Annotated in this window: 20 protein-coding genes and 1 pseudogene; 12 read left to right on the plus strand and 9 right to left on the minus strand. The window is 70.8% G+C overall.

All coding sequences use genetic code 11. The features are described 5' to 3' along the window. The first annotated feature begins 85 nt into the window (after positions 1-85). Positions 86-652, plus strand: a complete 567-nt coding sequence (locus ACTWQR_RS03165) for a TIGR03086 family metal-binding protein (protein WP_443225315.1) — start codon at positions 86-88, stop codon at positions 650-652. Positions 653-667: 15 nt separating this feature from the next. On the opposite strand, the gene ACTWQR_RS03170 is transcribed toward ACTWQR_RS03165, so the two are convergent. After that, a complete protein-coding gene (locus ACTWQR_RS03170; RefSeq protein ID WP_443225316.1) occupies positions 668-2,011 on the minus strand; it encodes a helix-turn-helix domain-containing protein in 1,344 nt (447 codons plus the stop codon). A gap of 516 nt (positions 2,012-2,527) precedes the next feature. Here ACTWQR_RS03170 and ACTWQR_RS03175 point away from each other — a divergent pair. Beyond that, positions 2,528-3,778 carry an amidohydrolase gene (locus ACTWQR_RS03175; RefSeq protein WP_443225317.1) on the plus strand — a complete coding sequence of 417 codons (1,251 nt, stop codon included), beginning with the start codon at positions 2,528-2,530 and terminating at the stop codon, positions 3,776-3,778. A gap of 73 nt (positions 3,779-3,851) precedes the next feature. On the opposite strand, the gene ACTWQR_RS03180 is transcribed toward ACTWQR_RS03175, so the two are convergent. Further along, positions 3,852-5,111, minus strand: coding sequence for a hypothetical protein (locus ACTWQR_RS03180; protein WP_443225565.1), 1,260 nt, complete (start codon positions 5,109-5,111; stop codon positions 3,852-3,854). Positions 5,112-5,200: 89 nt separating this feature from the next. Next, positions 5,201-6,436, minus strand: coding sequence for a PP2C family protein-serine/threonine phosphatase (locus ACTWQR_RS03185; RefSeq protein WP_443225318.1), 1,236 nt, complete (start codon positions 6,434-6,436; stop codon positions 5,201-5,203). Positions 6,437-6,634: 198 nt separating this feature from the next. Between ACTWQR_RS03185 and ACTWQR_RS03190 the strand changes: the two genes are divergently transcribed. From ACTWQR_RS03190 to ACTWQR_RS03205, 4 genes are all read left to right on the plus strand, one after another. Beyond that, positions 6,635-7,009 carry a hypothetical protein gene (locus ACTWQR_RS03190; RefSeq protein ID WP_443225319.1) on the plus strand — a complete coding sequence of 125 codons (375 nt, stop codon included), beginning with the start codon at positions 6,635-6,637 and terminating at the stop codon, positions 7,007-7,009. A gap of 314 nt (positions 7,010-7,323) precedes the next feature. After that, positions 7,324-8,373 (plus strand): ATP-binding cassette domain-containing protein, encoded by a 1,050-nt coding sequence (locus ACTWQR_RS03195; protein ID WP_443225320.1) that lies wholly within the window; start codon positions 7,324-7,326, stop codon positions 8,371-8,373. Next, the gene (locus ACTWQR_RS03200) at positions 8,370-9,230 is read left to right on the plus strand and encodes an ABC transporter permease (RefSeq protein WP_443225321.1); all 861 of its coding nucleotides are present in this window, start codon (positions 8,370-8,372) and stop codon (positions 9,228-9,230) included. Before ACTWQR_RS03195 ends, ACTWQR_RS03200 begins: the two co-directional genes overlap by 4 nt. Before the next feature lie 136 nt (positions 9,231-9,366). After that, a complete protein-coding gene (locus tag ACTWQR_RS03205; protein WP_443225322.1) occupies positions 9,367-10,251 on the plus strand; it encodes a hypothetical protein in 885 nt (294 codons plus the stop codon). Here the strand turns inward: ACTWQR_RS03205 and ACTWQR_RS03210 are convergent. Further along, positions 10,142-11,488: an aminotransferase-like domain-containing protein gene (locus ACTWQR_RS03210; protein WP_443225323.1), complete on the minus strand. Its 1,347-nt coding sequence runs from the start codon at positions 11,486-11,488 to the stop codon at positions 10,142-10,144. The two genes, ACTWQR_RS03205 and ACTWQR_RS03210, sit on opposite strands and share 110 nt — an antisense overlap. A gap of 77 nt (positions 11,489-11,565) precedes the next feature. Between ACTWQR_RS03210 and ACTWQR_RS03215 the strand changes: the two genes are divergently transcribed. Beyond that, positions 11,566-12,351, plus strand: a complete 786-nt coding sequence (locus ACTWQR_RS03215; RefSeq protein ID WP_443225324.1) for an alpha/beta fold hydrolase — start codon at positions 11,566-11,568, stop codon at positions 12,349-12,351. A gap of 154 nt (positions 12,352-12,505) precedes the next feature. Continuing rightward, positions 12,506-13,630, plus strand: a complete 1,125-nt coding sequence (locus tag ACTWQR_RS03220; protein WP_443225566.1) for an endonuclease/exonuclease/phosphatase family protein — start codon at positions 12,506-12,508, stop codon at positions 13,628-13,630. A 16-nt stretch (positions 13,631-13,646) separates the two neighbouring features. Here the strand turns inward: ACTWQR_RS03220 and ACTWQR_RS03225 are convergent. Then, positions 13,647-13,745, minus strand: a pseudogene (locus tag ACTWQR_RS03225) (snapalysin family zinc-dependent metalloprotease); the annotation flags it as partial. A gap of 50 nt (positions 13,746-13,795) precedes the next feature. Beyond that, the gene (locus tag ACTWQR_RS03230; RefSeq protein WP_443225325.1) at positions 13,796-15,868 is read right to left on the minus strand and encodes a PhoX family protein; all 2,073 of its coding nucleotides are present in this window, start codon (positions 15,866-15,868) and stop codon (positions 13,796-13,798) included. A 247-nt stretch (positions 15,869-16,115) separates the two neighbouring features. On the opposite strand from ACTWQR_RS03230, the gene ACTWQR_RS03235 reads away from it, so the two are divergent. Next, complete coding sequence (locus ACTWQR_RS03235; RefSeq protein ID WP_443225326.1) at positions 16,116-18,023, plus strand: VWA domain-containing protein; 1,908 nt, start codon at positions 16,116-16,118, stop codon at positions 18,021-18,023. Between the two features lie 229 nt (positions 18,024-18,252). Further along, entirely contained in the window at positions 18,253-19,968 is a 1,716-nt protein-coding gene (metG, locus tag ACTWQR_RS03240; RefSeq protein WP_443225327.1) for a methionine--tRNA ligase, read from the plus strand. Positions 19,969-20,032: 64 nt separating this feature from the next. On the opposite strand, the gene ACTWQR_RS03245 is transcribed toward metG, so the two are convergent. The 3 genes from ACTWQR_RS03245 to ACTWQR_RS03255 form a co-directional block, all read right to left on the minus strand. Then, positions 20,033-20,788 (minus strand): class E sortase, encoded by a 756-nt coding sequence (locus ACTWQR_RS03245; RefSeq protein ID WP_443225328.1) that lies wholly within the window; start codon positions 20,786-20,788, stop codon positions 20,033-20,035. A 186-nt stretch (positions 20,789-20,974) separates the two neighbouring features. After that, complete coding sequence (locus tag ACTWQR_RS03250; RefSeq protein WP_443225329.1) at positions 20,975-21,271, minus strand: helix-turn-helix domain-containing protein; 297 nt, start codon at positions 21,269-21,271, stop codon at positions 20,975-20,977. After that, a complete protein-coding gene (locus tag ACTWQR_RS03255) occupies positions 21,271-21,762 on the minus strand; it encodes a DUF2975 domain-containing protein (protein WP_443225330.1) in 492 nt (163 codons plus the stop codon). Before ACTWQR_RS03255 ends, ACTWQR_RS03250 begins: the two co-directional genes overlap by 1 nt. A gap of 170 nt (positions 21,763-21,932) precedes the next feature. Between ACTWQR_RS03255 and ACTWQR_RS03260 the strand changes: the two genes are divergently transcribed. Together ACTWQR_RS03260 and ACTWQR_RS03265 are read left to right on the plus strand one after the other, a co-directional pair. Beyond that, a complete protein-coding gene (locus tag ACTWQR_RS03260; RefSeq protein WP_443225331.1) occupies positions 21,933-23,351 on the plus strand; it encodes an FG-GAP repeat domain-containing protein in 1,419 nt (472 codons plus the stop codon). 61 nt (positions 23,352-23,412) lie between these two features. After that, positions 23,413-23,967 carry an NUDIX hydrolase gene (locus ACTWQR_RS03265; protein ID WP_443225332.1) on the plus strand — a complete coding sequence of 185 codons (555 nt, stop codon included), beginning with the start codon at positions 23,413-23,415 and terminating at the stop codon, positions 23,965-23,967. The last annotated feature ends 3 nt before the right edge of the window (positions 23,968-23,970 follow it).

Consider the following 23,970-nt stretch of genomic DNA (forward strand, 5'->3'; position numbering starts at 1 on the left):
GAGGACAAAAAGCGCACTGAGGCCGGCGCTCGCGGTGTCGCGTTTCTTCAAGGCCGTGATCCACGGCCGCCCCTAGACTCCGGGCATGGAGAGAGTCGAGCTGCTCACGGGTGTCCTGGCCAAGACCGGTGATCTCATCGAGGGCGTCGAGGCCGGTCAGCTCGGTCTGCCGACGCCGTGCGAGGAATACGACGTCGAGACGCTGGTCAACCACCTCGTCGGCTGGCTCCTGCTGTTCGAGGCCCGCTGCAACGGCCGTCCCTACGACGCCGACCCCGCGAGCCACCGGAGCGGCCCCGACCCGGCCGCCGAGTTCCGCGCCGCCGCTGCCGGTCTCGTCGCCGGGTGGGCGAAGTACGGCTTCGAGCGTGAGGTCGCCGTCACGGGTGGCAGCAAGCTGCCCGGCGAGATGGTGTTCAACATGACGGTCATGGAGTTCCTGACCCATGGCTGGGACCTGGCCAAGGCCACCGGTCAGCCGATCCCCTTCACCGAGGAGGAGGCGGCCGAGACCCTGGCCCGCGCGGAGGTCACCCTCCCGCCGCAGTACCGGGGTGAGGGCATGTCCTTCGGCCACATCGTCCCCGTGGACGAGAACGCGCCGGCCGTGGACCGGCTCGTGGCCTTCCTCGGACGCCACCCGGCACGGTAGGGGTGGTCAGGCAGGTCAGAGCGGCGGGTGCGCAGGTGCCGGTCCCAGCGTCGTCGTTCCCGGTGCCGTGCGATGGCCCAGGCCCGTCCGGTACGCGTCCAGCGCCGCCTCGACCCGGCCCGTACGCCGGAGCAGGTCGCCCAGCAGGCGGCACAGGTCGGCCAAGTCGCCTGCGGCGCCCGCCCGTTCGAGGAGGCTCAGCGCGCGCACGTAGTGCTCCTCGGCCGTCTCCGTGTCCCGGGCGTCCTCCGCGATGATGCCGAGCAGCCGGTGCGCGGCCGCCGAATGCACCGCGCCCCGCTCCGAGCTCAGGTCACCGAGCACGTCGCGCAGCAGGCCCGCCGCCTCCTCCGACTTCCCCCGCCGGTGCAGTACGTCCGCCAGCTCCACGGCCACCTGGCTGGTGTAGAGCGCGGCCCGCTTGGCGGAGAGCATCTCCTGCGCCTGCCGCAACTCCGCTTCCGCCCGCTTCAGTTCGCCGTTCTGCGCGTACAAGTACCCGCGCATCCAGTGGCAGTTGGCGAGCTCCGTACGGATCTGAAGGTGCCGGTACAGTTCCGCCGCCTTCGCCAGGGACGCGTCCGCCTCGGCCATCCGTCCCTCGGCGATCATCGTCCGGGCGACGGACCGGTGCATACGGGCCACCAGCGCCGGGTTCCCGACCTGCGGGGCCAGCGCGAGAGCGAACTCCGCGGCCTGTGCGGCCCGGGCGTGCGCTCCCATGTCCATGTACGGAGCGATGACGCCGGTGTACAGCAACAGCAGGGCGTCGGGGTCGTGCAGGCCACCGCGGTTCAGTTCGTCGAGCGTGGACTCGTACAGGTAGCAGGAGTAACGGAGTTCGCCCGCCAGGTAGTGGGAGACGGCCCGGCCCCGCAGCGCCGGCACCCGGCTCGGGAGCGGTGCGTCCGCGAGCCACTTCTCCGCCTGTTCGAAGCGGAGCCGCGCTGTCGTCAAGTCGCCGGTGTCCAGGGCGCATTCACCCAGCCCCAGTGACGCGGCCGCGCACTCGGCATCGAGCCCGTGGGCCTCCGCCTCGTCGAGCAGCGCGGTGTACTGCTCGGCCGCGACCTCCGCCTCGCCGGTGGCAAGGGTCCGCTGGGCGTCCGTGAGCCTCAGCCGCAGGTCGGTGGCGAGGTGGGCGGGCCGGCCGGTGGCCAGCTCCTCGTACGCGACCCCGAGCCGCTCCGCGATGTGCCGCAGCGCCTCCTCGGAGGGCCGTACACGGCCTGCCTCCAGCGTCGAGACGTACGCGGGTGTGTACGCGGGTTCCGCCAACTGCTTCTGCGTCAGCCCGCGTTCCGTACGCAGCTGCTGCACTCTGCGCCCGATGGTTCCCGGGTCGTCGCGCTCGGCCATGGCGTAAGCATGCCAGTAAGCCGACTTACACCCGGGGGGTACCCAACTACCGTTGCGTAACAGGCTGGTTAAAGAAGTGCGGGAAGGCGGCCGACGGCCGGATGCACCTCTTGCCCCCGAGCCGCGCACGGCCTAGGTTAAGCCGCGCGTTAAACGCATGATGACGCACACTTAATACGCTGGCCTACGTTGACGATGCGAGGTTGTCGCCGTGTTCCGACGCATTGCCGCGCGCTATGTCCCGGCTCGTTTCGTTACGGCTCTGGGTGCCGCAGTAATCGCCTTCACCGCACTGATCAGCGCGTCGGCCGCGGGCCCCCGCTAGTCGCAGACCCGGCTGTAGGGCACGTCGGGGACGTAGGTGCGCCGCTGGGATCTGGTGAGGCGGGGCTGCCGAGGGGCCGCTGGGTGTCCGTGTCCCACAGTCTGCCCCGCTCGGCACCGTCCCACAGGGCCACGCGGCCGATGTGGTCGCCCGCATCGGTGGCTTTCGCCGTACGGACTTACCCTGACCCCGTGACCTCCCCCGCCGCCCGCACCGCCCTGGACCTCACCGCCGACCTCCCGCTCCCCGCCCTCGAAGACCTCTACCGGGACCTGCACCGCCACCCGGAGCTGTCCTCACGTGAACACCGGACGGCCGCCGCGCTCGCCGACCGGTTCCGTACGGCCGGGTTCGACACGGTCACGGGCGTCGGCGGCACCGGAGTCGTCGGGGTGCTGCTGAACGGGGACGGGCCCACCGTCCTCCTGCGCGCCGACATGGACGCGCTGCCGGTCGTGGAGAAGACCGGACTGTCGTACGCCTCCGAGAAGTCCGGCGTGATGCACGCCTGCGGACACGATCTGCACGTGACCTGGCTGGCCGGCGCCGCCGACGCGCTCGCCGCCGGCCGTGACACCTGGAACGGCACGCTGCTCGTCCTCGGCCAGCCCGCCGAGGAGACCGGCGAGGGCGCGGCCGCGATGGTGAACGACCACCTTTACCAGCGTTTCCCGGTGCCGGACGTCCTGCTCGCCCAGCACGCGGCCCCCGGCCCCGCCGGTCTGTACGCCCACTCGCCCGGCCTGATCATGTCGGCCTCCACGGACGTCGACATCGTCGTGCACGGAGTGGGCGGGCACGGCTCCCGGCCCGAGGCGACCGTCGACCCGGTGGTGACGGCCGCGTACATCGTGACGAGGCTCCAGACCGTCGTCGCGCGCGAGGTCGCGGCCCGCGAGTCCGCCGTCCTGACCGTCGGTCGGATCGAGGCGGGCACGCGCCACAACATCATCCCGTCCGAGGCGTACATCGCCCTCAACCTCCGTACACAGTCCGCCGAGGTGAGGGAGCGGATGCTCGCCGCGATCCGGCGGATCGTCGCGGGCGAGTGCGCGGCGGCGGGCTGCCCGCGCGAGCCGACCGTGACGGTCGGCGGCAGCTTCCCTGTCACCGTGAACGACATCGACACCGACCGCCGGGTCGCCGCCGTGCACGGCGAGGTCTTCGGCGCCGGTACGGTCCTCGACTTCGGGCCTGTCATGGGCAGCGAGGACTTCCCGTTCCTCGCCGAGGACGGAATTCCGTACGCGTACTGGTTCGTGACGAGCACGCCCGCCGATGTGTGGGAGGCGGCCGGGGCCGAATCCGGCGGGGACCTGATGGAGCAGCTCGCCGCGGTGCCGAGCAATCACAGCCCGCACTTCGCCCCTGACCTGGGGACGGTCGGGCCGGGGGTGCGGACGCTGGTGTCGGGGGCGCTGGAGATGCTGTCGGTGCGGTGACCAGGTCGTCGCGCGTTGGGGGCGCGGAGTTGCGGGGGGATCAAGCAGGCTGGGGTGGGGGCATGTCAGAGAGCTAGAGACGCTCGACCTCGTCACACCTGTGAAGCCGGCTGAGGTGCCGCTGGACATGGTCCAGCGCCCCCTGCCGACGCCCCGGAACGCGCAGACGCAGGTCGGCCAGCGCGGGCCCGAGCTCACGGGCCCGCGCGGAGTCGTCGATACACCCCCACTGATGGTGGGCCCGGTCGACGGCCGCCTCGACACCGGACGCGTCCGGCTCCTGCCCCGCCGCGAGCCGTGCGTCGGCCACCGCCAGCCAGGTCCGGCAGCTCCGCACCGCGTCCCCCGCGAACATGGCCAGGTCGGCCCGTACTTCCATCCAGTGGACGACCTCGTCGGTCCCGGGCCCGTACGCCCGCAGCGCATCACGCTCCCGCTGCTCGGCCAGCGCGTCGGCCTCGGCGTGCCGGCCGTTCTGGACGGCGGCGGTGATGGCGGCGTGAGGGTCGGCGGGCACGGAGGGTGTCGCCGGGGAGGGGGCTGCCGCCTGGGACTCCGGGGAGGGGGCGGAAGCGGGAACAGACACGGGCCCTGGCATGGGACGCGTCGCGGGCTGGGCCGGCCACGGGGAGACTCCGGCCGGCGTCGCGAACATCCCCGGCCCGACCCCCGTCCCGGCCCCAGCCGACTGCCGCGGATCGACCGCCAGCACGAGGTCACGCCGGGCGGCCTCCGGGTCCTCCCCCGACGACCGGGTCAGCGCCTGCTGGTGGAGCTGCTGGAGCGGAGGACGCTGGCCGCTGCGGAGGATGGTCGCGACGGCCTTCATGTACGTGGGCGTCGCCACCCCGCGTCGCGGCGGGGGCGGGGCCACACGGCCGTACAGCAGGGCACCCGGTCCCGCGGCGAGCGGCCGCGAGATGAGGTGCTGCCAGGTCTCGGCGTCGGTGTGGAGGTCGACGATCAGGGTCGTACTGCCCGGGACGCGCAACCGGAGTTCCTCGCGGATCCAGTGCCAGGGGAAGCCGGTGTAGCGGACGGTGGCCGGGGTCGTACGGGCCAGCGCGAGGTGCGGAAGCCGCTGGCGGCGGTCGAGTTGGAGCTGGCCGGTGAGGAAGACCGTGAGCGGTCCCGGGGCCGTCGCGGCGGCGCGCAGCCGGGTCAGGACGGCCTGCGGCTCCAGTGGGTCGGCGAGTTCGACCACGTTCGCGGTGTCCGTGCCCGAGAGCACCGAGGGCGCCACCGCGGCGAGCACGGGCAGCACCGACGCGGCGTCCACCAGACACCCCTTGCCCACCGGCGAAGCCGCGAGCAGCAGCACGGTTCCAGGCATTGCCGCCGTCCCCTCCCGTTCGATCACCACGGCAGCACCGTAACCGGTGCGGGTGCAAAGGGGGGACCTCGGCCCGGGAGGACCGGAGTTCACCGCGCGGCGGGGCGTGCGGGGTGGACGGGATGAGCAGGGCGAGCGAGCCGTACGGCGAAGATCGTGGTGTCGTCGGCGAGGTGGCCGCCGCAGTGGCGGAGGGTGCCGTCGCGGACGAGTTCGACGAGGAGCCGGGGGTGCACGCACGCGGGGTCGGTGGCGACGGCGAGGGCCACGCGCTCGTGCAGCGGGAAGAATCCGCCGTCGCCGTCGCGCGCCTCGGTCACGCCGTCCGTGACCAGGAGGAGGGTCTCGTCTGCGCCGAGGGCGACCCGGTGGACCGGCGGGACACCCGATCCGGTTTCCGCCAGCGTGCTCAGGCCGAGCGGCAGGCCGTCGCCGGGCGGCAGGGCGCGTACGCCGTGCGGTCCCGCCACCAGCGGGGGTTCGTGGCCGAAGTTGACGACGTCGACGTGGCCGGCGGGGGAGCCCGGGAGAGGGAAGGCGACGAGGACGGCGGTGGCGAAGCGTTCCATGCCGCGGGCCGGGTCTTTGTCCAGTTCCTCGCCCAGGTCGGCGAGGTACTGCCGGTGGCGGCCCATCCGTACCTCCAGGCGTTCGGCGACGACGGCGAGGGACGGCTCGTGGTAGGCGGACTCGCGGAACGTGCCGAGCAGGGCGGCGGCCGCCTCGACCGCGGGCAGGCCCTTGCCCTGGACGTCGCCGAGCAGGACCCGCGTGCCGTGCGGTCCCGGCTGGATGTCGTAGAAGTCGCCGCCGACGCGGGCCTCGGTGTCGGCGGCGAGGTACACGGCCGCGTGGTCGAGGCCGGCCCAGGGCGTCGGCAGGGGGCGCAGCACGGTGCGGCGGGTCGTCTCGGCGACGTCCCGCATGTGCAGCATGCGCCGCTCGCCGCGCAGCCGTACGGCGCACGCCAGCGTCGCCAGTACGCCGCCCACGCCGACGAGGATGAAGTCGGGGAGTCCCGTCTGGTACTGGTGCGGCCAGGCGGTGTCCACTTCGACGTACGTGATGAGCGCGAGTCCGGCGAACGCGGCCGTCGTCAGGACTCCGCAGATCGCCGCCGCGATGCCGGGCACGAGGACGATCCAGGAGATGATCCGGAAGTCTCCGGAGGTGTTCCAGTCGACCACGGCGATCGCGACGAGCAACAACAGCGGCGGAACCCAGGCGACGCTGCGCCCGCGCACGCGAAGGAGCGCCTGCGCCTCGGCGCGCCCTCGCCGCATCCCGACGCCGGTGTCCGGTCCCTCCGGCTCCGCGCCACTCATCTCTTCGACTCCCGTGGCACCTCGCCCCCCTTCGGACCCGCTCAGCGAAGCATGGGCGAGCGGGGGGCCGCACGGCGGGCTCCGCCGGTTGGGCCCGCACATCACACCCTGGCGGAGCCACACCGTACGCCGACTTGCCAGTACCGCCCCCCAGGTGTGCTCTGGATGGCAGGGGGGCGAGGAGAGAGGAGTGCTGTCATGGCTCACGCGGCACCCGCGTCAAGGACACTCGGCGCCTCAAAACTGGTGGTCCCCGTATTCGGCGGCATCGTCTACGGCCTCTGGGCCGCGGCCATCGGACGCGACGCGGGCCCGATCACCGGCTGGAACGTCCTGCTGGGCGTGGCCTCGGCGATCGCGTTCGCCGTGGCCCACGTCGGCATCCACGCCCTCGCCCCACGCCTGCCGCGGGAGCTGCACGCACTCGCGTGGGCGGCGTTCGCGGGCATCGCGTTCGGCTTCCTCTACAGCCTCACCGACGCCACCGTCCTGAAGTCCGCGGGCCTGGCATGCGTGGTCGCGGCGGGTGTGTTCGCGGTGGTGTTCTACCGCTACTACACGACCGAGGACTGACGCCTGACGGACCGACGCCTTGCGGGCCGACGCCTTGCGGGCCGACGCCTTGCGGACTGACACCTGGCGGACTGACACCTGACCGGCTTGCGTGGTTGCGAGGCCCCGGCCCCCCAAGCCGGGGCCTCTGGACGTCACGAATCCCCGGGTCGCCCGCCCCACCGATGAGTTTCCGCGCCCCGTGGGGTCTGCATCTCAAGACCGATCGAGGGTTGCGTCGCGAGACCGATGCCCTTCAAGGGCGGCGGACGCACCCTTGAACCCACGAGCCAGCCACGAGAAGCCATGAGCACCACGCGGATGGGCGGACAGACATGACCAGCAGCAACCGCACCGACCAATGGGCCGGGCCGGCCATCGAAACCGCCGGCCTGGTGAAGACCTTCGGCGACAACCGCGCCGTCGACGGCGTCGACCTGCGCATCGAGGCCGGCACGGTGTACGGCCTGCTCGGGCCGAACGGCGCCGGGAAGACCACGACCGTACGGATGCTGGCGACCCTGCTGCGCCCCGACGGCGGCGAGGCCCACGTCTTCGGCCACGACGTCGTACGGGAGGCGGACACGGTCCGCAGCCGGGTGAGCCTCACCGGCCAGTACGCCTCGGTGGACGAGGACCTGACCGGCACCGAGAACCTCGTGCTGCTGGCCCGCCTGACCGGCCACAGCAAGAAGGCCTCGTACGCCCGCGCGGCCCAGCTCCTCGACGCCTTCGGCCTGTCGGAGGCGGCGGGCCGCCAGGTGAAGCACTACTCGGGCGGCATGCGGCGCCGTATCGACATCGCCGCCTCCATCCTCAACACCCCGGACCTGCTGTTCCTGGACGAGCCGACGACGGGCCTGGACCCGCGCAGCCGCAACCAGGTCTGGGAGATCGTACGAGCGGTCGTGGCCCAGGGCACGACGGTCCTCCTCACCACCCAGTACCTGGACGAGGCCGACCAGTTGGCGTCCCGGATCGCCGTCATCGACAAGGGCAAGGTCATCGCCGAGGGCACCAAGGGCGAGCTGAAGGCATCGGTCGGGGCCGGGGCCGTTCACGTACGGCTGCGGGACGCCCACCAGCGCCCGGACGCCGAGCTGCTGTTGCGGCAGACCCTCGACGCGGACGTTCAGCTGGAGCCGGACCCGGTGGCGCTTACGGCGCGGGTCGGCAACGGCAGGGCGAACGGCTGCGGCGCCGCCGAGAAGGCGTCCCACGCGCTCGCCGAACTGGCCCGCGCGGGCATCACCGTCGACAACTTCTCGCTGGGCCAGCCGAGTCTGGACGAGGTGTTCCTGGCCCTCACCGGCACCACCGAGCACGTGTACGACCAGCAGAAGGACCAGCAGAAGAACGAGCAGACGAAAGAGGCCACGGCATGAGCACCGCGACCCAGACCAACCAGACCGCGGACGCCGCTGAGCTCGCACCGGTCAGCACCGAGAGCCTGGCCGCCCTGCTCGTCGCCACCGAACGCCCGCCGCGTCCGAACGCGCTCCAGACGTCGCTCACCTTCGGCTGGCGGGCGGTGCTCAAGATCAAGCACGTACCCGAGCAGCTCTTCGACGTGACGGCGTTCCCGATCATGATGGTGCTGATGTACACGTACCTGTTCGGGGGTGCGCTGGCGGGCTCCCCGAGCGAGTACATCCAGTACCTGCTCCCCGGCATCCTCGTGATGTCGGTCGTCATGATCACGATGTACACGGGCCTGTCGGTCAACATCGACATCGAGAAGGGCGTCTTCGACCGCTTCCGCTCGCTGCCGATCTGGCGCCCGTCGACCCTGGTCGGCTACCTGCTCGGGGACGCCCTGCGCTACACGATGGCGTCGATCGTGATGCTCGCGGTCGGCCTGATCATGGGTTTCCGCCCGGACGGCGGCTTCCCGGGAGTCGTGGCGGGAGTGGTCCTGCTGATCATCTTCTCCTTCGCCTTCTCCTGGGTGTGGACGGTGTTCGGTCTGCTCCTGCGGACGGAGAAGGCGGTCATGAGCGTCAGCATGATGATCCTGTTCCCCCTGACCTTCCTCAGCGACATCTTCGTCCGCCCCGAGACCATGCCGGGCTGGCTCCAGGCCTTCGTCAACAACAACCCGATCACTCACCTGTCCTCGGCGGTACGGGGCCTGATGGACGGCTCCTGGCCGAGCACGGAGATCGCGTGGTCGCTGGGCTGGTCCGGGCTGTTCGTGGTGGTGTTCGGCTCCCTGACGATGCGTCTCTACAACCGCAAGTAGTCGCGGCTCCGCGACCTCGGGTGACCGGAGACCGGACCTGTCCCTCTGTCCCCCGGAAGAAGCAATCCGCGCCCGGATGCAGCACCCCGGTCGTCCCCCGATGGCGGAGGGCACGACCGGGGCTCTTCCTTGAAGAGTGCGGAAAGTCCTCTCGGCGGTGCTGATCGTGCTCGCCTGCGTCCTCGTGCCGCTGGGCGGGCTTTCGGCGTGGGCGAAGTACGAGATCGGCGACACCGGCCGGTACGTCGCCACGATGGCACCGGTCGCCGCCGGGCCCGACGTGCGGCGCTCGATCGCGGACACGGTCACCGACGGGATCATGACGGAGGTCGAGGTCGGGCCGCTGGAGGACCAGGTCCGCGCGTACGTACGCGAGGCGGTGCGGTCCTTCACCGGTACCGAGGCCTTTCGTACGGCGTGGGACGCGGCGAACCGTGCCGCGCACGAGAGCGTCCTGCGGGCCCTGCGCGGCAACGCCGACCGCGCCGTCACCGTCGACCTCGAGCCCGTCACCCAACAACTGAAGACCCGGCTCACCGACGACCGCGTGCCGATGGCGAACCACATCCCCGTGGCGCACACCGAGATCACCGTCCTTCAGGCCCAGGAGCTGAGCGCGCTCCGAAAGGGGTTCCACGTGTTGGAGTTCGCGGGTTTCTGGCTCCCCTTCGCCGCGACGGCCCTGGCCGTCGGCGGCATCCTCCTGGCGGTACGCCGACGCCGCGCCGTCACGGCCACCGCGCTCGGCATGGCCCTGGGCGCCGCACTCCTGGCCCTGGCGACGGTCATCGGCCGCGCCCTGGCCCTGACCGACCTGCCTCCGCACGTCTCCCGCGCGGCAGCGGGCGAGGTCTACGACGCCCTCACCTCGACCCTCCGCACGGCCACCTGGCTCATCCTGGCCCTCGGCCTCACGGTGGCCCTGGCGACGTGGCTCCCGGACCACTTCGCGCGACGTCGCGCAACGTCCGCAGCGCAGCCCCCAGCACCGGCACCGGAACCGACGCGAGTCCGAGCCTGACGGAGTCCGGCGCTCCGTAGGGCGCCACCGCGAAGGCCGACCCCGCCGTGACCGCGATCCCGTGCTCGACGGCGGCCGCCGTGAAAGTGTCCGCGCGCCAGGGCGAAGGCAACTCCCACCAGACGTAGTACGCGCACGGATCGGCCCGCACGACGAACCCGCCCAGGCACTCCGCGACGACCCGCTGCCGCCGCACCGCGTCCGCCCGCTTCTCTTCCACCAGCCGGTCGACGATCCCGTCCTGGATCCACCGCGTCCCCGCCTCCAACGCGAACCGCCCCGCCGTCCACCCTCCCGACCGCAGAGCCCCCGCCACGCCCTCGACCCGCCCCTCGGGCACGACGAGGAAGCCGACCGTCAGCCCGGGCGCGACACGCTTGGACAGCCCGTCCACGACATACACGCGCTCGGGCGCGTAGGCGGCGAACGGCACACCCCCCTCGCAGAGAAAGGACCAGACGCGGTCCTCGACCACCGGCAGGTCCAACTCCCGCACCACACGGGCAAGTTCACGCTTCCTCGCGTCACCCATCGTCGCCGACGTCGGATTGTGCAATGTCGGCTGGACGAACACGGCCGACAGCGGCGCGGCACGGTGGGCGGCGACCACGGCGTCCGGCAGCAGCCCCTCCTCGTCCATGGCCAGCGGCACAAGCGTGCCCCCGACCCGCCCCGCGATGTCCTTGACCAGCGGATACGTCAGCGCCTCGACACCCACCCGTCCCCCTGGACGTATGACGGAGGCGAGCGCGCCGGCGATGGCCTGCCGCCCGTTGCCGGCGAACAGGATCCGCTCCGGTCCGGGCCGCCACCCGCTCCCCGCCAGCAGCCCGGCCGTGGCCGCACGCGCGGCCGCCGTCCCGTCGGCCGGCACGGTCCGTGTCGCCTCCCCCAGCACGTCGTCCCGCAACAGCGGTGCGAGTCCGCGTGAGAGCGCCTCCGACTGCCCTTCCACGAAGGGGTAGTTGAGCTCCAGATTGACCGGCGCGTCACTCACGGTCTCGGCGAGCGCCCGCCCCGACGGCACCGGCGCCGCCCGCACGAAGGTGCCCCGCCCGACCTCCCCGACGACCAGCCCCCGCCGCACCAGTTCCCCGTACACCCGGCCGGCCGTCGACCCCGCGATCCTCCTCCGCCGGGCGAACACCCGCTGCGGCGGCAGCCGTTCACCGGCCTTGAGCCGGCCCGAGACGATCTCCTCGGCCAGCCGGTCGGCAATCCGCCGATAGTCCTCCACGTACACCCCTCCTTGGATTGCACCGAGGGCAAAGATTTTATTGCACCGAGGAGCTACCGAGCCCTAATGTCCACCTCATGGCTCCCTACCTCGCATACGAGGAAAAAGGCGCGCAAGCCTCAACCCTCCCACCGCTTGTTCTGATTCACGGCCACCCCTTCGACCACACGATGTGGACCCCTCAGCTCAGCGCCTTCTCCGCCTGCCGCCGAGTAATCGCCCCGGACCTACGCGGTTACGGCGCGTCCCCCGTCACCCCAGGGGTCACCCCGCTCTCCACCTTCGCCGAGGACATCGCGACGCTCCTCACCGATCTCCAGGTGGACGAATTCGCCCTCGCCGGCCTCTCCATGGGCGGCCAGATCGCCATGGAGTGCTACAGCCGCTTCCCGGAACGCATCCGGGCGCTGGTCCTGGCCGACACCTTCCCCTCACCGGAGACTCCCACCGGCAGGAAGTCCCGCAACGAGATGGCGGACCGTCTCCTCCGCGAGGGGATGCGGGGGTACGCCGACGAGGTCCTGCACAAGATGGTCGCCCCGTACGCCCACCCGGATGTGGCGGCCCACGTCCACCGCATGATGACCAGCACGCCTCCCGAGGGCGCCGCGGCAGCGCTGCGCGGCCGCGCGGAGCGGCCCGACTACCGCGGCCTCCTCACCCGGGTCACTGTCCCGACCCTGGTCGTGGTCGGCGAGGACGACGAATACACGCCGGTCTCCGACGCGAAGGCCATGCACGACGCGATCCCGGGTTCCACGCTCCGCGTCATCCCTGACTCGGCCCACATGCCGAACCTGGAGCAACCGGAAGACTTCAACGAGACCCTGGCGACCTTCTTGAACCACGTCGACGAACACTGACCCGGGACCACTTCCCGCGCCCGACCAACCACCCGACCAACCACCCAACCAACCGATCAACCGCCCGACCGCCGGAGGCCCCGCAACCTTCCCCCCACAACCCCCGTCTTTGAGAGAGGATCCACCCAAGACGAAAGGGACGGGCTTGGGCACTGTGACGGCTGAGACGGACGAGTGGACCGATGACGCCCCCACCTCCCGGCACGGCGGGCCGGGAATCGGTGCGTGGTTCGCCGGGCTTCTGCTCGCGGGCGTGAGCGTCGTCGTCGGGTGCCGTATCGCCGACACCGACGCCATCACCCCCGTCCCCCAGCTCCTCGCCTTCCTCCCCTGGCTCCTCGCCCCCACCGGCATCGCCCTCCTTCTCTCCGCCCTCACCCGCTGGCGCACCGGCCTCGCCTGGGGTGTGGCCGCCCTCGCCGCGATCGCCTGGTTCATCGAGCCGTACGGAAAGACCACGGAACCCGATGGCCCCCCACTCGTCGAACTCCGCGTCCTCACATCGAACGTCGAGTTCGGCGAGGCGACGGACGACCTGATCGAGGCGATCAGGGACCAACGCCCCGACCTGGTCTTCGTCCAGGAGTGCGAGAACACCTGCGACGACAAACTGCGGCAGGCCTTCGGGACGGACAGCACGGACGGGACGGACAACACAGACCAGACGGGCAGGGCGGACGGGGCTGAGGGGGCTGAGGGGGCTGAGGGGGCTGAGGGGGCTGAGGGGGCTGAGGGGGCTGAGGGGGCTGACCAGAAGAGCCTCTACCCATACCGGCAAGCAGTCGAGGGCTATGGATCCGACGGTTCCGTCATCCTCAGCCGCCACCCCCTCGAACCAACCCCCGGCATCCCCGCCACCATGGGCATGCCCGGCGCGACAGCCAAGGTGAAGGGCCAGGAGATCCACCTCCAGCTGGCCCATCCCATGCCCCCGCTCCCGGCCCACCTGGACAGCTGGCGCAGGGAACTCACAGCCCTCCGCGACCACGCCGCCGCGAACAAGGCAAAGCCCACCATCCTCGCCGGCGACTTCAACGCCTCCCAGGACCACGCGGCCTTCCGGCGCATCCTCGACACCGGCCTCAGAGACGCCGCCCGCCTCACCGGCGACGCCCGCACCCCGACCTGGCCCGCCAGGACGGCCCCGGCCTTCGGCACCCAGATCGACCACGTCCTCGTGTCCCAGGACTTCTCGGCCAACAGAACCCGCTTCCTGGACCTCGAGAACACGGACCACCGAACCCTGGTCGTGGACCTGACCCTCCACAAGGGCACATGAAAAACGGCGTGGTGGGTCCGTTGGCCCACAGCTGATCCACGCGGGCCCGCTCATTCGCGTCGGGGTTCGAGTTCGTGCAGGCAGTTCCCCGTGCCCCTGAGGACAAAAGACAGGGGCGCCCCCTGGCAGGAGGGCGCCCACTGTCCACGTACCTACAACTACCGCTCAGACGCCGACGTAGCCGCCGTCCTTGGGCCACGCCGCGACCACGGACGGGCGGACGATCTTCCCGGGGCCGTCCGGCCAGGTGCTCGCGGGCTTCTCGACGGTGGCGCCGTCGATCTCGCCCGGGTGCTGCACCGCGACGACGACGCGGCGGCCCTGGATGATGGGGCCGCAGGTCTCGGCGCCCTTCGGCATGGTCAGGAACTGCTTCAGCTCACCGCGCCGGTCGCCGCGCGTCGCGACGCCGAACAGGCCGTCGTGGAAGCCGAGTTGGGCGCCGTCGGTGGAGATCCACAGGTTGCCGTACGGGTCGAAGGCCACGTTGTCGGGGCAGGAGATCGGGCTGACCTTGTCCTTCGGGAAGCCCGCGAAGTACGTGGCCGGGTCGGCCGGGTCGCCCGCGACGAGGAACAGCGACCAGGCAAAGGTCGTGGCGTCGGCACGGTTCCAGCGCTCGGTGAGTTCGAGGACGTGCCCGTGCTTGTTGGCGTTGCGCGGGTTGGCCTCGTCGGCCTTGGCGTTCGTACCGACACCGCGGTTGGAGTTGTTCGTCAGGGCGACGTACACCTTGCCGGTGTGCGGCGAGGGCTGGACGTCCTCGGGGCGGTCCATCTTCGTGGCGCCGACCTTGTCACCGGCGAGCCGCGTGAAGACGAAGACTTCTTCGGCGGTCATACCGTCCACGTGCGAGACGGCGCCCTTCGCGGTGGCGGTGGCCAGCGGAATCCACGTACCACCGCCGTCGAACTCGCCGTCCGACGGCAGCTTGCCCGTGCCGTCGATCTCGATCGCCGGGGAGTCACCGGTCAGCTTGGCGACGTACAGCGTGCCCTCGTCGAGGAGGGTCATGTTGTGCTCGCGGGCGGACCGGCTGTGACCGTGCCGCATCCGCTTGCTGCCGACGAACTTGTACATGTAGTCGAAGCGCTCGTCGTCGCCGGTGTAGGCGACCGGGCGGCCGTCGTCCGTGAGACGGATGGTGGCGCCCTCGTGCTTGAAGCGGCCGAGAGCGGTGCGCTTGCGGGGCGTCGAGGTGGGGTCGTACGGGTCCAGCTCGACGACGTAGCCGAAGCGGTGGACCTCGTTCGGCTCCTGGGCCACGTCGAAGCGCTTGTCGAAACGCTCCCACTTGCGCTCGGTGGCCGTGGTGCCGATGCCGTAGCGCTTGTCCGTCGCGCGGCTGCTGTTGGCGAAGTACTGGTTGAAGTTCTCCTCGCCGTGCAGCGTCGTGCCCCACGGGGTCTCGCCGCCCGCGCAGTTGTTGAGCGTGCCGAGGACCTTCGTACCGGTCGGGTCGGCGGAGGTCTTGAGGAGGTCCGACCCGGCGGCCGGGCCGGTGACCTTGAACTCCGTGGTGGCGGTGACGCGGCGGTTGAGGTGGTGCCGGGGCACGGCGGTGAGCTTGCCGGTCTTCCGGTCCTCCTCGACCACGACGACGGACAGGCCGTGGGCCGCCCAGGCGATCTCGGCCTGCTCACGGGTCGGGTTGGCGGCGGTGTATCCCTTGAACATCAGGATCTCGTCGGTGTACTCGTGGTTCGCCACGAGCACCTGACGGCCGCGCTCGCCCGGCAGCGGGAGCAGGGCGAGGAAGTCGCAGTTGTACCCGAACTGGCCCGCCTGTGCCTTGGCGGTCTGCTTGTCCGGGTCGAAGGCGGGGGCACCGCGCAGGATGGGCTCGCCCCAGCGGATGACCACGTTCTGGTCGTAGCCCTCGGGGACGGTCACGGCGTCGGCCGTGTTCGGCGCGACGGGCGTGAAGCGCAGGCCGCGGGCGGCCTTGCCCTTCGTGTACGCGGCCGGGGTCGCGTCGGCGCTCTGGGCGGCGGCCGGGGTCGCGACCGCACCGACGACGGCGCCTCCGGCGGCCGCGGAGACCGTCACCACGGCGGCGGCGCGCATCATGGAACGACGGCTGAGCGCCCCGGCGATGACGTCGCCGACGTATTCGTTGGCGCTGGTGTTGGGCACCTCGTGGAAGCAGGCGTCACCACAGCGGTACCGACAGGTCATCGCGGATCGGCCGCCCGGGTGTGAGCCGGTCGAGCCGATCAGAGGCAGCAGGTTGCGCACGTTCCCTCCCCTATGTCTGTGTCGAGCGTGACGCTAGGGGCACGCGCGTGCGAGGGCGCGGACGCGAGGTGAACGCGGGGTGAACCCCCAGCGTCTACAGGGGAGTTGAGGCAAAGGAAAGGTAAGGGCAACCTAAGTTGCCGGAGCGAAACCGACCCTGCCAAAGATCGTCAAATCCTGCGGCTAACCTTACGTGTCCGTCCTGGCCAGGGATTGACGGAAACAACTCATGCGAAGGGTTGCGCACATGGGCATTCTCAACCTCCTGCGGAATGCGTTTGGAAAGTCACGCAAGGGGGACGCTGCCGCCGCTGCCGAGCCGAGCGTGCCGCCGACCCGACAGGAAGCGGCTCCCGAGCCCGTGCTTGTGCCCGAGGCGGCTGAGCCGGAGGTTTCGTCGCCGGCATCGGAGCCGGTGCCTGCGTCTGTGCCTGCCGCTGAGTCCAAGGCGTCCGTGGTGGACGACCTTGTTTCGGCGGCGTTCGACAACGTGACGGTCCCGAAGCAGATGCCTCTGGCGACTGAGCCGAGCGGCGAGACCGAGCCTGTGGCTGGGGCTGCGGCCGAGCCTGTGGTCGAGGCTGCGGCCGAGCCCGTGGTCGAGGCCACCGACCGTGTCGTCGAGGCGGCGTCGGAGCCTGTGGTTGAGGCTGCGGCCGAGCCCGTGGCTGAGGCTGCGGCCGAGCCCGTGGCTGAGGCTGCGGCCGAGCCCGTGGCTGACGTCGCGGCCGACGCCGTTGTCGTGGACGCCGTTGACAAGACCCCGGAGCCCGAGACCGAGCCTGCCCCGGAGTCCGTCGCCGCCACCGTGGCCTCGGAGCCCGAGCCCGTTGCCGAGGTCGCCCCGGAGCCCGAGCCCGAGCCGGAGCCGGTGGTGGAACCCGAGCCGGTCGCCGAGGCGCCGAAGCCGGAACCGGTCGTCGAGGCCGAACCGGTCGTCGAGGCCGAGGTCGAGCCCATTGCCGAGGCCGCACCGGAGCCCGAGGCGGCTCCCGAGCCCGAGCCCGAAGCCGCGGTCGAGCCCGAGCCTGCGGTCGAGCCCGTGGCCGACGAGACCCCGGCGCCAGAGCCGGAACCTGCGGCGGAGCCGGTGGCCGAGCCCGAGCCGGTGACCGTGCCCGAGCCTGTGGCGGAGGTCGAGCCGGTGACGGAGGTCGAGCCGGTGGCGGAGACGGAGCCGACTGCCGTCGAGGAGTCCGAGCCCACCGCCGTGGAAACGCCCGAGCCCGAGCCCGCCGTCGCGCAGACGCCCGAGCCCGAGCCCGCCGCCGTACAGACGCCCGAGCCCGAGCCCGCCACCGTACAGACACCGGAACCCATCGCCGCAAAGGCGGCAGCGAGCGAGCCGGCGGCCGCCGACGGCGACCAGGCCCCACAGGGGCCACCCGCAGCCGACGACGAAAGCGTCACGGGCGGTGCGGGCGGGAAAGACATCGCGGCCGAAGGCGAAGCCGAGGCCGACACGCCCGCCACCCCCCTCACCCACATCACCACCCGCGCCCCGGGCCTCCTCACCGCCTACAACGCGGCCGCCGACGCCCTGGCCAAGCACAACCTCACCACCGCCGGAGGCACAGGCACAGGCACAGGCGCCCGCGCCAAGGTCTACCTGGTCCTTGACCGCTCCGCCTCCATGCGCCCGTACTACAAGGACGGCTCAGCCCAGGCCCTCGGCGAGCAGACCCTCGCCCTCGCCGCCCACCTCGACCCCGAGGCCACGGTCCACGTCGTCCTCTTCTCCACCGAACTGGACGGCACCGGTGAACTCACCCTCACCGACCACGAGAACAAGGTCGACGAACTCCACGCCTCCCTCGGCCGCATGGGCCGTACGAGCTACCACGTGGCCGTGGCGGAAGTGATCGCCCAGCACCAGAAGTCGGACGACCCCGCGGTCCCCGCCCTGGTGATCTTCCAGACGGACGGCGCCCCGGACGCCAAGACCCCCGCCACCCAGTCCCTGACGGACGCGGCCAAGAACCACCCCGCCGTCTTCTTCTCCTTCGTCGCGTTCGGCGAGCACGAGAACAAGGCCTTCGACTACCTCCGCAAGCTGAAGACGGAGAACGCCGCCTTCTTCCACGCGGGCCCGACCCCGCGCGAGCTCACGGACGCGGAGCTCTACGAGGGCGTACTGGCGAACTGGCGCCCGTAGCCACAGCCACAGCCACAGCCGTACCCAATCGGCGATCGACGTCGGCGATTGACAATCAGCAATCGTCATCGTCAAGCGGCAATCGGACAGGGCCGCCCGCTTCCCCAGAAAAACGGGGAGCGGGCGGCCCACCCATGTCGGCTACGATTTCAAGGTTCGTAAGACGGTCGAAGGTCGAAGTGCACACCAGAAACCGTCACCCCACGTAGCGACTCGGGAGCAGCCCGCAATGGCTCGACACCTCATCACCAGCGCCCTTCCGTACATCAACGGGATCAAGCACCTGGGCAACATGGTGGGGTCCATGCTCCCGGCGGACGTGTACTCCCGCTACCTCCGCCAGCGCGGCCACGACGTCCTCTACATCTGCGCGACCGACGAGCACGGCACGCCCGCCGAGCTCGCGGCGAAGGAGCAGGGCATCCCGGTCGACGAGTTCTGCGCCCAGGCCCACGACGCGCAGAAGGCGGTGTACGACGGCTTCGAGCTGGCCTTCGACTACTTCGGCCGCAGCTCGAGCCCGCAGAACCGCGACATCACGCAGGAGATCGCGCGCGAGCTGAAGGCCAACGGGTTCATCGAGGAGCGGGCGATCCGCCAGGTGTACTCGAACGCCGACGGTCGTTTCCTCCCCGACCGCTACATCATCGGCACCTGCCCGCACTGCGGCTACGACAAGGCCCGCGGCGACCAGTGCGAGAACTGCACGCGCGTACTGGACCCCACCGACCTGATCGAGCCCCGCTCGGCGATCAGCGGCAGCAGCGACCTGGAGATCCGCGAGACCAAGCACCTGTTCCTCCTCCAGTCGGCGCTCGCCGACGAGGTCGAGGCATGGGTCGACGAACGAGCCGACAACTGGCCGGTCCTCGCCTCCTCCATCGCCCGCAAGTGGCTGACGGAGGGCCTGCACGACCGCGCGATCACCCGTGACCTGGACTGGGGCGTCCCGGTCCCCGCCGACACCTGGCCGGAGCTGGCCGCCGACGGCAAGGTCTTCTACGTCTGGTTCGACGCCCCGATCGAGTACATCGGCTCGACGAAGGAATGGGCGGACCAGGACCCGGAGAACCGTGACTGGCGCTCCTGGTGGTGGGAGTCGGAGGCGGACGTCCACTACACGCAGTTCATGGGCAAGGACAACGTGCCCTTCCACAGCGTGATGTTCCCGGCGACCCTGCTGGGCACGCGCGCGCCGTGGAAGAAGGTCGACGTCATCAAGGCCTTCAACTGGCTGAACTACTACGGCGGCAAGTTCTCCACCTCACAGCAGCGCGGCGTGTTCACGCACGACGCGCTGGAGATCCTGCCCGCCGACTTCTGGCGCTACTTCATGATGGCGAACGCGCCCGAGTCCGACGACTCCTCCTTCACCTGGGAGCACTTCACGTCCACGGTGAACAAGGACCTCGCCGACACCCTCGGCAACTTCGTCAACCGCGTCCTGTCCTTCTCCCGCAAGCGCTTCGGCGACGACGTCCCGGCGGGCGGCGAGCCCGGCGAGGCGGAGGCGAAGCTGGGCGAGGAGATCGCCCGCCTGCTCGCGGAGTACGAGGAGCAGATGGAGGCCATCCAGTTCCGCAAGGCCACGGCCACGCTCCGTGCCCTGTGGTCGGCCGGCAACTCCTACCTGGAGGAGAAGGCCCCCTGGCTGGAGATCAAGACCAACCCGGAGGGCGCGGCCCTGACCCTCCGCACGGCGATGAACCTCATCCACCTCTACGCGGTCATCTCCGAGCCCTTCATCCCGTCCTCGGCAAAGGCGATGCGTTCGGCGTTCACGCTCCCGGACGACACGGCTGTCTGGGTCACCCCGGACGAGGCCCGCGCCCTGTCCTCCGTCCCGACCGGCACGCCCTTCACGGTCCCCCCGGTCCTCTTCACCAAGATCACGGACGAGGACCTGGAGACGTACAAGGAGCGCTTCGGCGGCGCACCGGAGTAACCCGCCAGGACCACCACAGGGCACCCACCGGGCACCCCCTCTCTCAGGGGGTGCCCGTCGGCTTCTATGCCGGCTTCTGTGTGGGCTTCTGCGTGGAAGTCAGCACGCCGATCTTGTCGATGCGGTGTTCGGGATTGCCCCTGTCGTCGCGCCAGTAGTTCCCGGCCGCGTTGTCCTCGGGCGTCGCGCAGGTGGAGATGGTGATCATGGCCTGGGTGGGCCGCTTGCCCGGGAAGCCCGGTACCGCCGCCCGCTGTTCGGCGAGCGAGCGCGGAGACCGGAAGGAGGTCTCTCTGGTCTCGGTGATCTCGTACTCGTAGACCGTCCCACCCACCGTGACGAACACCGAGTCACCCTCGTCGAGAGCCGCCAGCTCGCGCAGAGGGCCGCCCGCGGAGAGCCGGTGGGCCGTGACGAGGTAGTTGCCGACCTCTCCGGGACCGACGCCACCACGGCTGCCGTACGGACTGGCGCCGACGCCACGGTTCTGGATCCGCGTACCCGGCCAGTCATCAGTCGTCCCTTCGTACGGGACGACGCGCAGATCCTTGAGGCCGATCTCCGGGATGGCGAGCCGAGCGGTCTGAGTCCGGGTGCTGGTCTCGCGAGGAGCCTCACTGGGAGTCGGCTCCGCGGAGTTCGCGGAGGGGGTGTCCCGTGGAGGCTCGGCGGGACTGCTGGCCGACGCGCTCGCGCTGGACGCCGTACTGCCCCGGGCGCCCGCGGCACCGTCGGCCACGCCACCACCGGTGGAACAGCCGAGCACCAGGACGCCGACAGCGGCCGAGAGCGCAACGGAAAGAGCACGGGACCGGAACATGGCAGGGCATTCGGGATCGGTAGCCGGGAATTGCGTCGCACCACCACGGGTGGAGGGCGACCGCCTCAATGGGAGAACGCCAAGAGCGGGCCATCCGTTCCCCGTCCCCTCAAGTCCCTCGGGTCCTTTTCGGCTCCTCTTCGGGGCCTCTTCGGACCAAATCCGGAATCCGAAACGGGTGGCTCCTCACCCCAGCCGTGCACGAGATCGCACGTCCGCGGTCTCCGCGGTCTCCGCGGTCTCCGCGGTCTCTGCGGCGTCCTCGCCCTCTTCGTCCTCCTCAGCCTCCCACCGCAGCAGGTCACCCGGCTGGCACTCGAGTACCTCGCACAGCGCGGCGAGCGTCGCGAAGCGCACCGCCTTGGCACGGCCGTTCTTGAGTACCGCCAGGTTGGCGGGCGTGATCCCGACGCGGTCCGCGAGCTCGCCCACGGACATCTTCCGCTTGGCCAGCATCACGTCTATGTCGACGGCGATCGGCATCAGATCACCTCTGCCAGCTCGGCCCGCATCCGCGCCGCCTCGACATCGCGCGCGACGGCCTGGGCGAGCAGCATCCGCAGCACGAGCACGAGGAGCGCGACTCCCAGGATGGCCACGCCGATCCCGCCCATGATGAGGGTGACGCCCGGGTCGTCCCGCTGGCCGGGCGCATTGATGGCCGTGACCGCGAACCACACGAGAGCAGCCGCAACGATCGCGCCGATGATGACGTCCACGTACCGGAAGGCGGCGTGGGAGAACACGGTTCCGCGTCGCACCATCGTTACCAGTCGCCATACACAGACCAGGGCGACCTGGGCCGTCCCGATGCCCAGGATCGTGATCACGCGCAGCGGCGTCAGCGGAAGCGACCCGTCCTCCGGGTCACTCCCGCTGACCAACGCCCACACCATCAATGCCTGTACGAACACGGTGCCGGTGAGCACCACCACGAGCACGGCGCGCAGCGCGCGCACTGTCAGCTTTCCCATCACCCCTCCTCCGATCGATACACGATGGGAATCTATCGACATTCGATAGACATGGCAAGAGGCTGAGAGATCAGCAAGTCGGCGAGGAGGACCTCCGCTGATCGACAACCGGGCAACAGTCGTCCCATCTCGCTGGAGTCGGCACGGCGCGTGGTGTGAGGGTGAGGCGCATGAAGTCTCGTACCGCCTTGCCGGCCTTCGCCGTCTGTGCCGTCTGTGTCGTGCTCGCCCCGCTCAGCGGATGCGGCGACGGCGGAACGGGACCCGAGCCGTCCCCCGCCGACGGGGTGCCCAGCGCGCCCGCCGAGAGCCGGGAGCCGACCCCCGGAAAGGGGTCGAAGGACCCCGACGACATCAACGGCGACGGGTACCGCGACCTCATGGTGCCCGTTCCCGTAGGCGAACGGGTCGCTGTGGTCCACGGCTCGGCGAAGGGGCTCGACCCCTCGATCCGCACGGTCTACAGCCGCCGCGATCTGGGCCTGCCGGATCCGCCGGAGGAAGTGGCCCCGGGCAACCCTGTCGCCCCGGACACGGTCGCCGACCTGGACGGCGACGGTTTCCCGGACTTCGTCACGAGCGTCATGGGCGAGATCGTCGAGGACCGGAATATCTCCGCAGCACGCACCGCCCCGTATGTGACCTGGGGTGGACCGGACGGGCCCACGGAAGGTGCCGAGGCGACCCCGGTGCGGCTGCCGCAGAGCGCATCGAAGCTGGGCCTTGAGTCCGTGGTGCGCGGCGACTTCGACGGGGACGGGCACCACGACCTCGCGGCGTCCGCGAAGAACGGGTCGTCCCTGGTGGTGCTGTACGGACCGTTCACGCGGTCGGGCGCACCGGCGCGCACGGACACCGGCCTGCCCGCGTCGGACGGTTCGCTCGTCGCGGACGACATCGACCCGTCCGGCAAGCCGCGCGCGACCTCCCTGCTGTTCCACGCCGACGGCGACGGCGAGCAGTCCGGCAACACCCTCTACCCGGCCCGCCCCGGCACCGGCCTGTCCGCGAACGCCAAGCAGCTGCGCCCCGGAAACGCCCGCGCGTTCGGCGACTTCGACGGCGACGGCGTGCGCGATGTGGCCATAGGCGACAGCGGCGGCCGCAACGACGAGCCCGGTTACGAGACGGAGGGCCCCGAAGTCGGCGGATCGCTCGCCGTGTACCCCGGCAGCGGCGGCGCACCGGTCACGTACCGGCTGCCGAAGGCACCCGAAGGCGCCACCACCGACTACGGACCCGGCGGTTACGTTGCCGCCGACCCGGACGGCGACGGCCGCGACGGCATCCTGGTCGCCACGTACGAGGGCGCCACACTGATCGACGGCGACAAGCGCATCCCTGTCCTGCGCGAAGGCCCCGCGAAGGCGAACGGCAAGAAGACGCCCGCGAAATGGCGGCACGCCCGGCCCGCGGGAGCCGCCGACTTCAACAACGACGGCAAGGACGAGCTGATCCTCCACTGGGCCACGGGAGTCCTGTTCGGCCTCTACGGCCAGAACCCCACGCACTGGTGGATCACCGACGGCACGACCTCCCGCGACCAGGCGACCTTCACGACGACGGGGTTCGCTCCGCGCGGCTCATAGATGCTGTCCGACGGGAAAAATACCCGTCGCGTCCGCACCTCGCGTCGCTAGGATCCGGCGCATGGCCACAACCCACCACACAGTCATCGAGGTCCTCACGCGCTACCGGCCGAAGACCCCGGCGGAACTCGCCGACGTTGACCGGGTACGCGCGCTCATCGAGGCGGGTGACCCGTGGCACCGGTCGAACCCCCTGCACATCACGGCATCGGCGCTGATCGTGCATCCGGACAGCGGCCGGATACTGCTGCGTCGACACCCACGCCACGAGTCATGGTTCCTGGTCGGCGGACACGCCGATCCGGACGAACACGACCCGCTCGCGATCGCCCTGCGGGAGGGCCAGGAGGAGACAGGCCTGCCCGACCTGGCCCCATGGCCGGACCCGGAAATGCGGCACCTGGTGATCGTGGGGGTTCCGGCGAACAGCCGGGAGGAGGCGCACGAACACGCGGACCTGCGATTCGTCCTGGCCACCAGCGTGCCCGAGACAGTACGGCCGGAGACCCCGGACGCCCCGCTGCGCTGGCTGTCACCGGCCGAGGCGCGAAAGGTGATCACCGAGCCCAACATCCAGGACACGCTGTCCCGAGTGGAACCGCTGCTCGCCCACTGAGCT

Source organism: Streptomyces sp. 2A115 (assembly GCF_052245575.1).
In the GTDB taxonomy this organism is placed as follows: Bacteria; Actinomycetota; Actinomycetes; order Streptomycetales; family Streptomycetaceae; genus Streptomyces.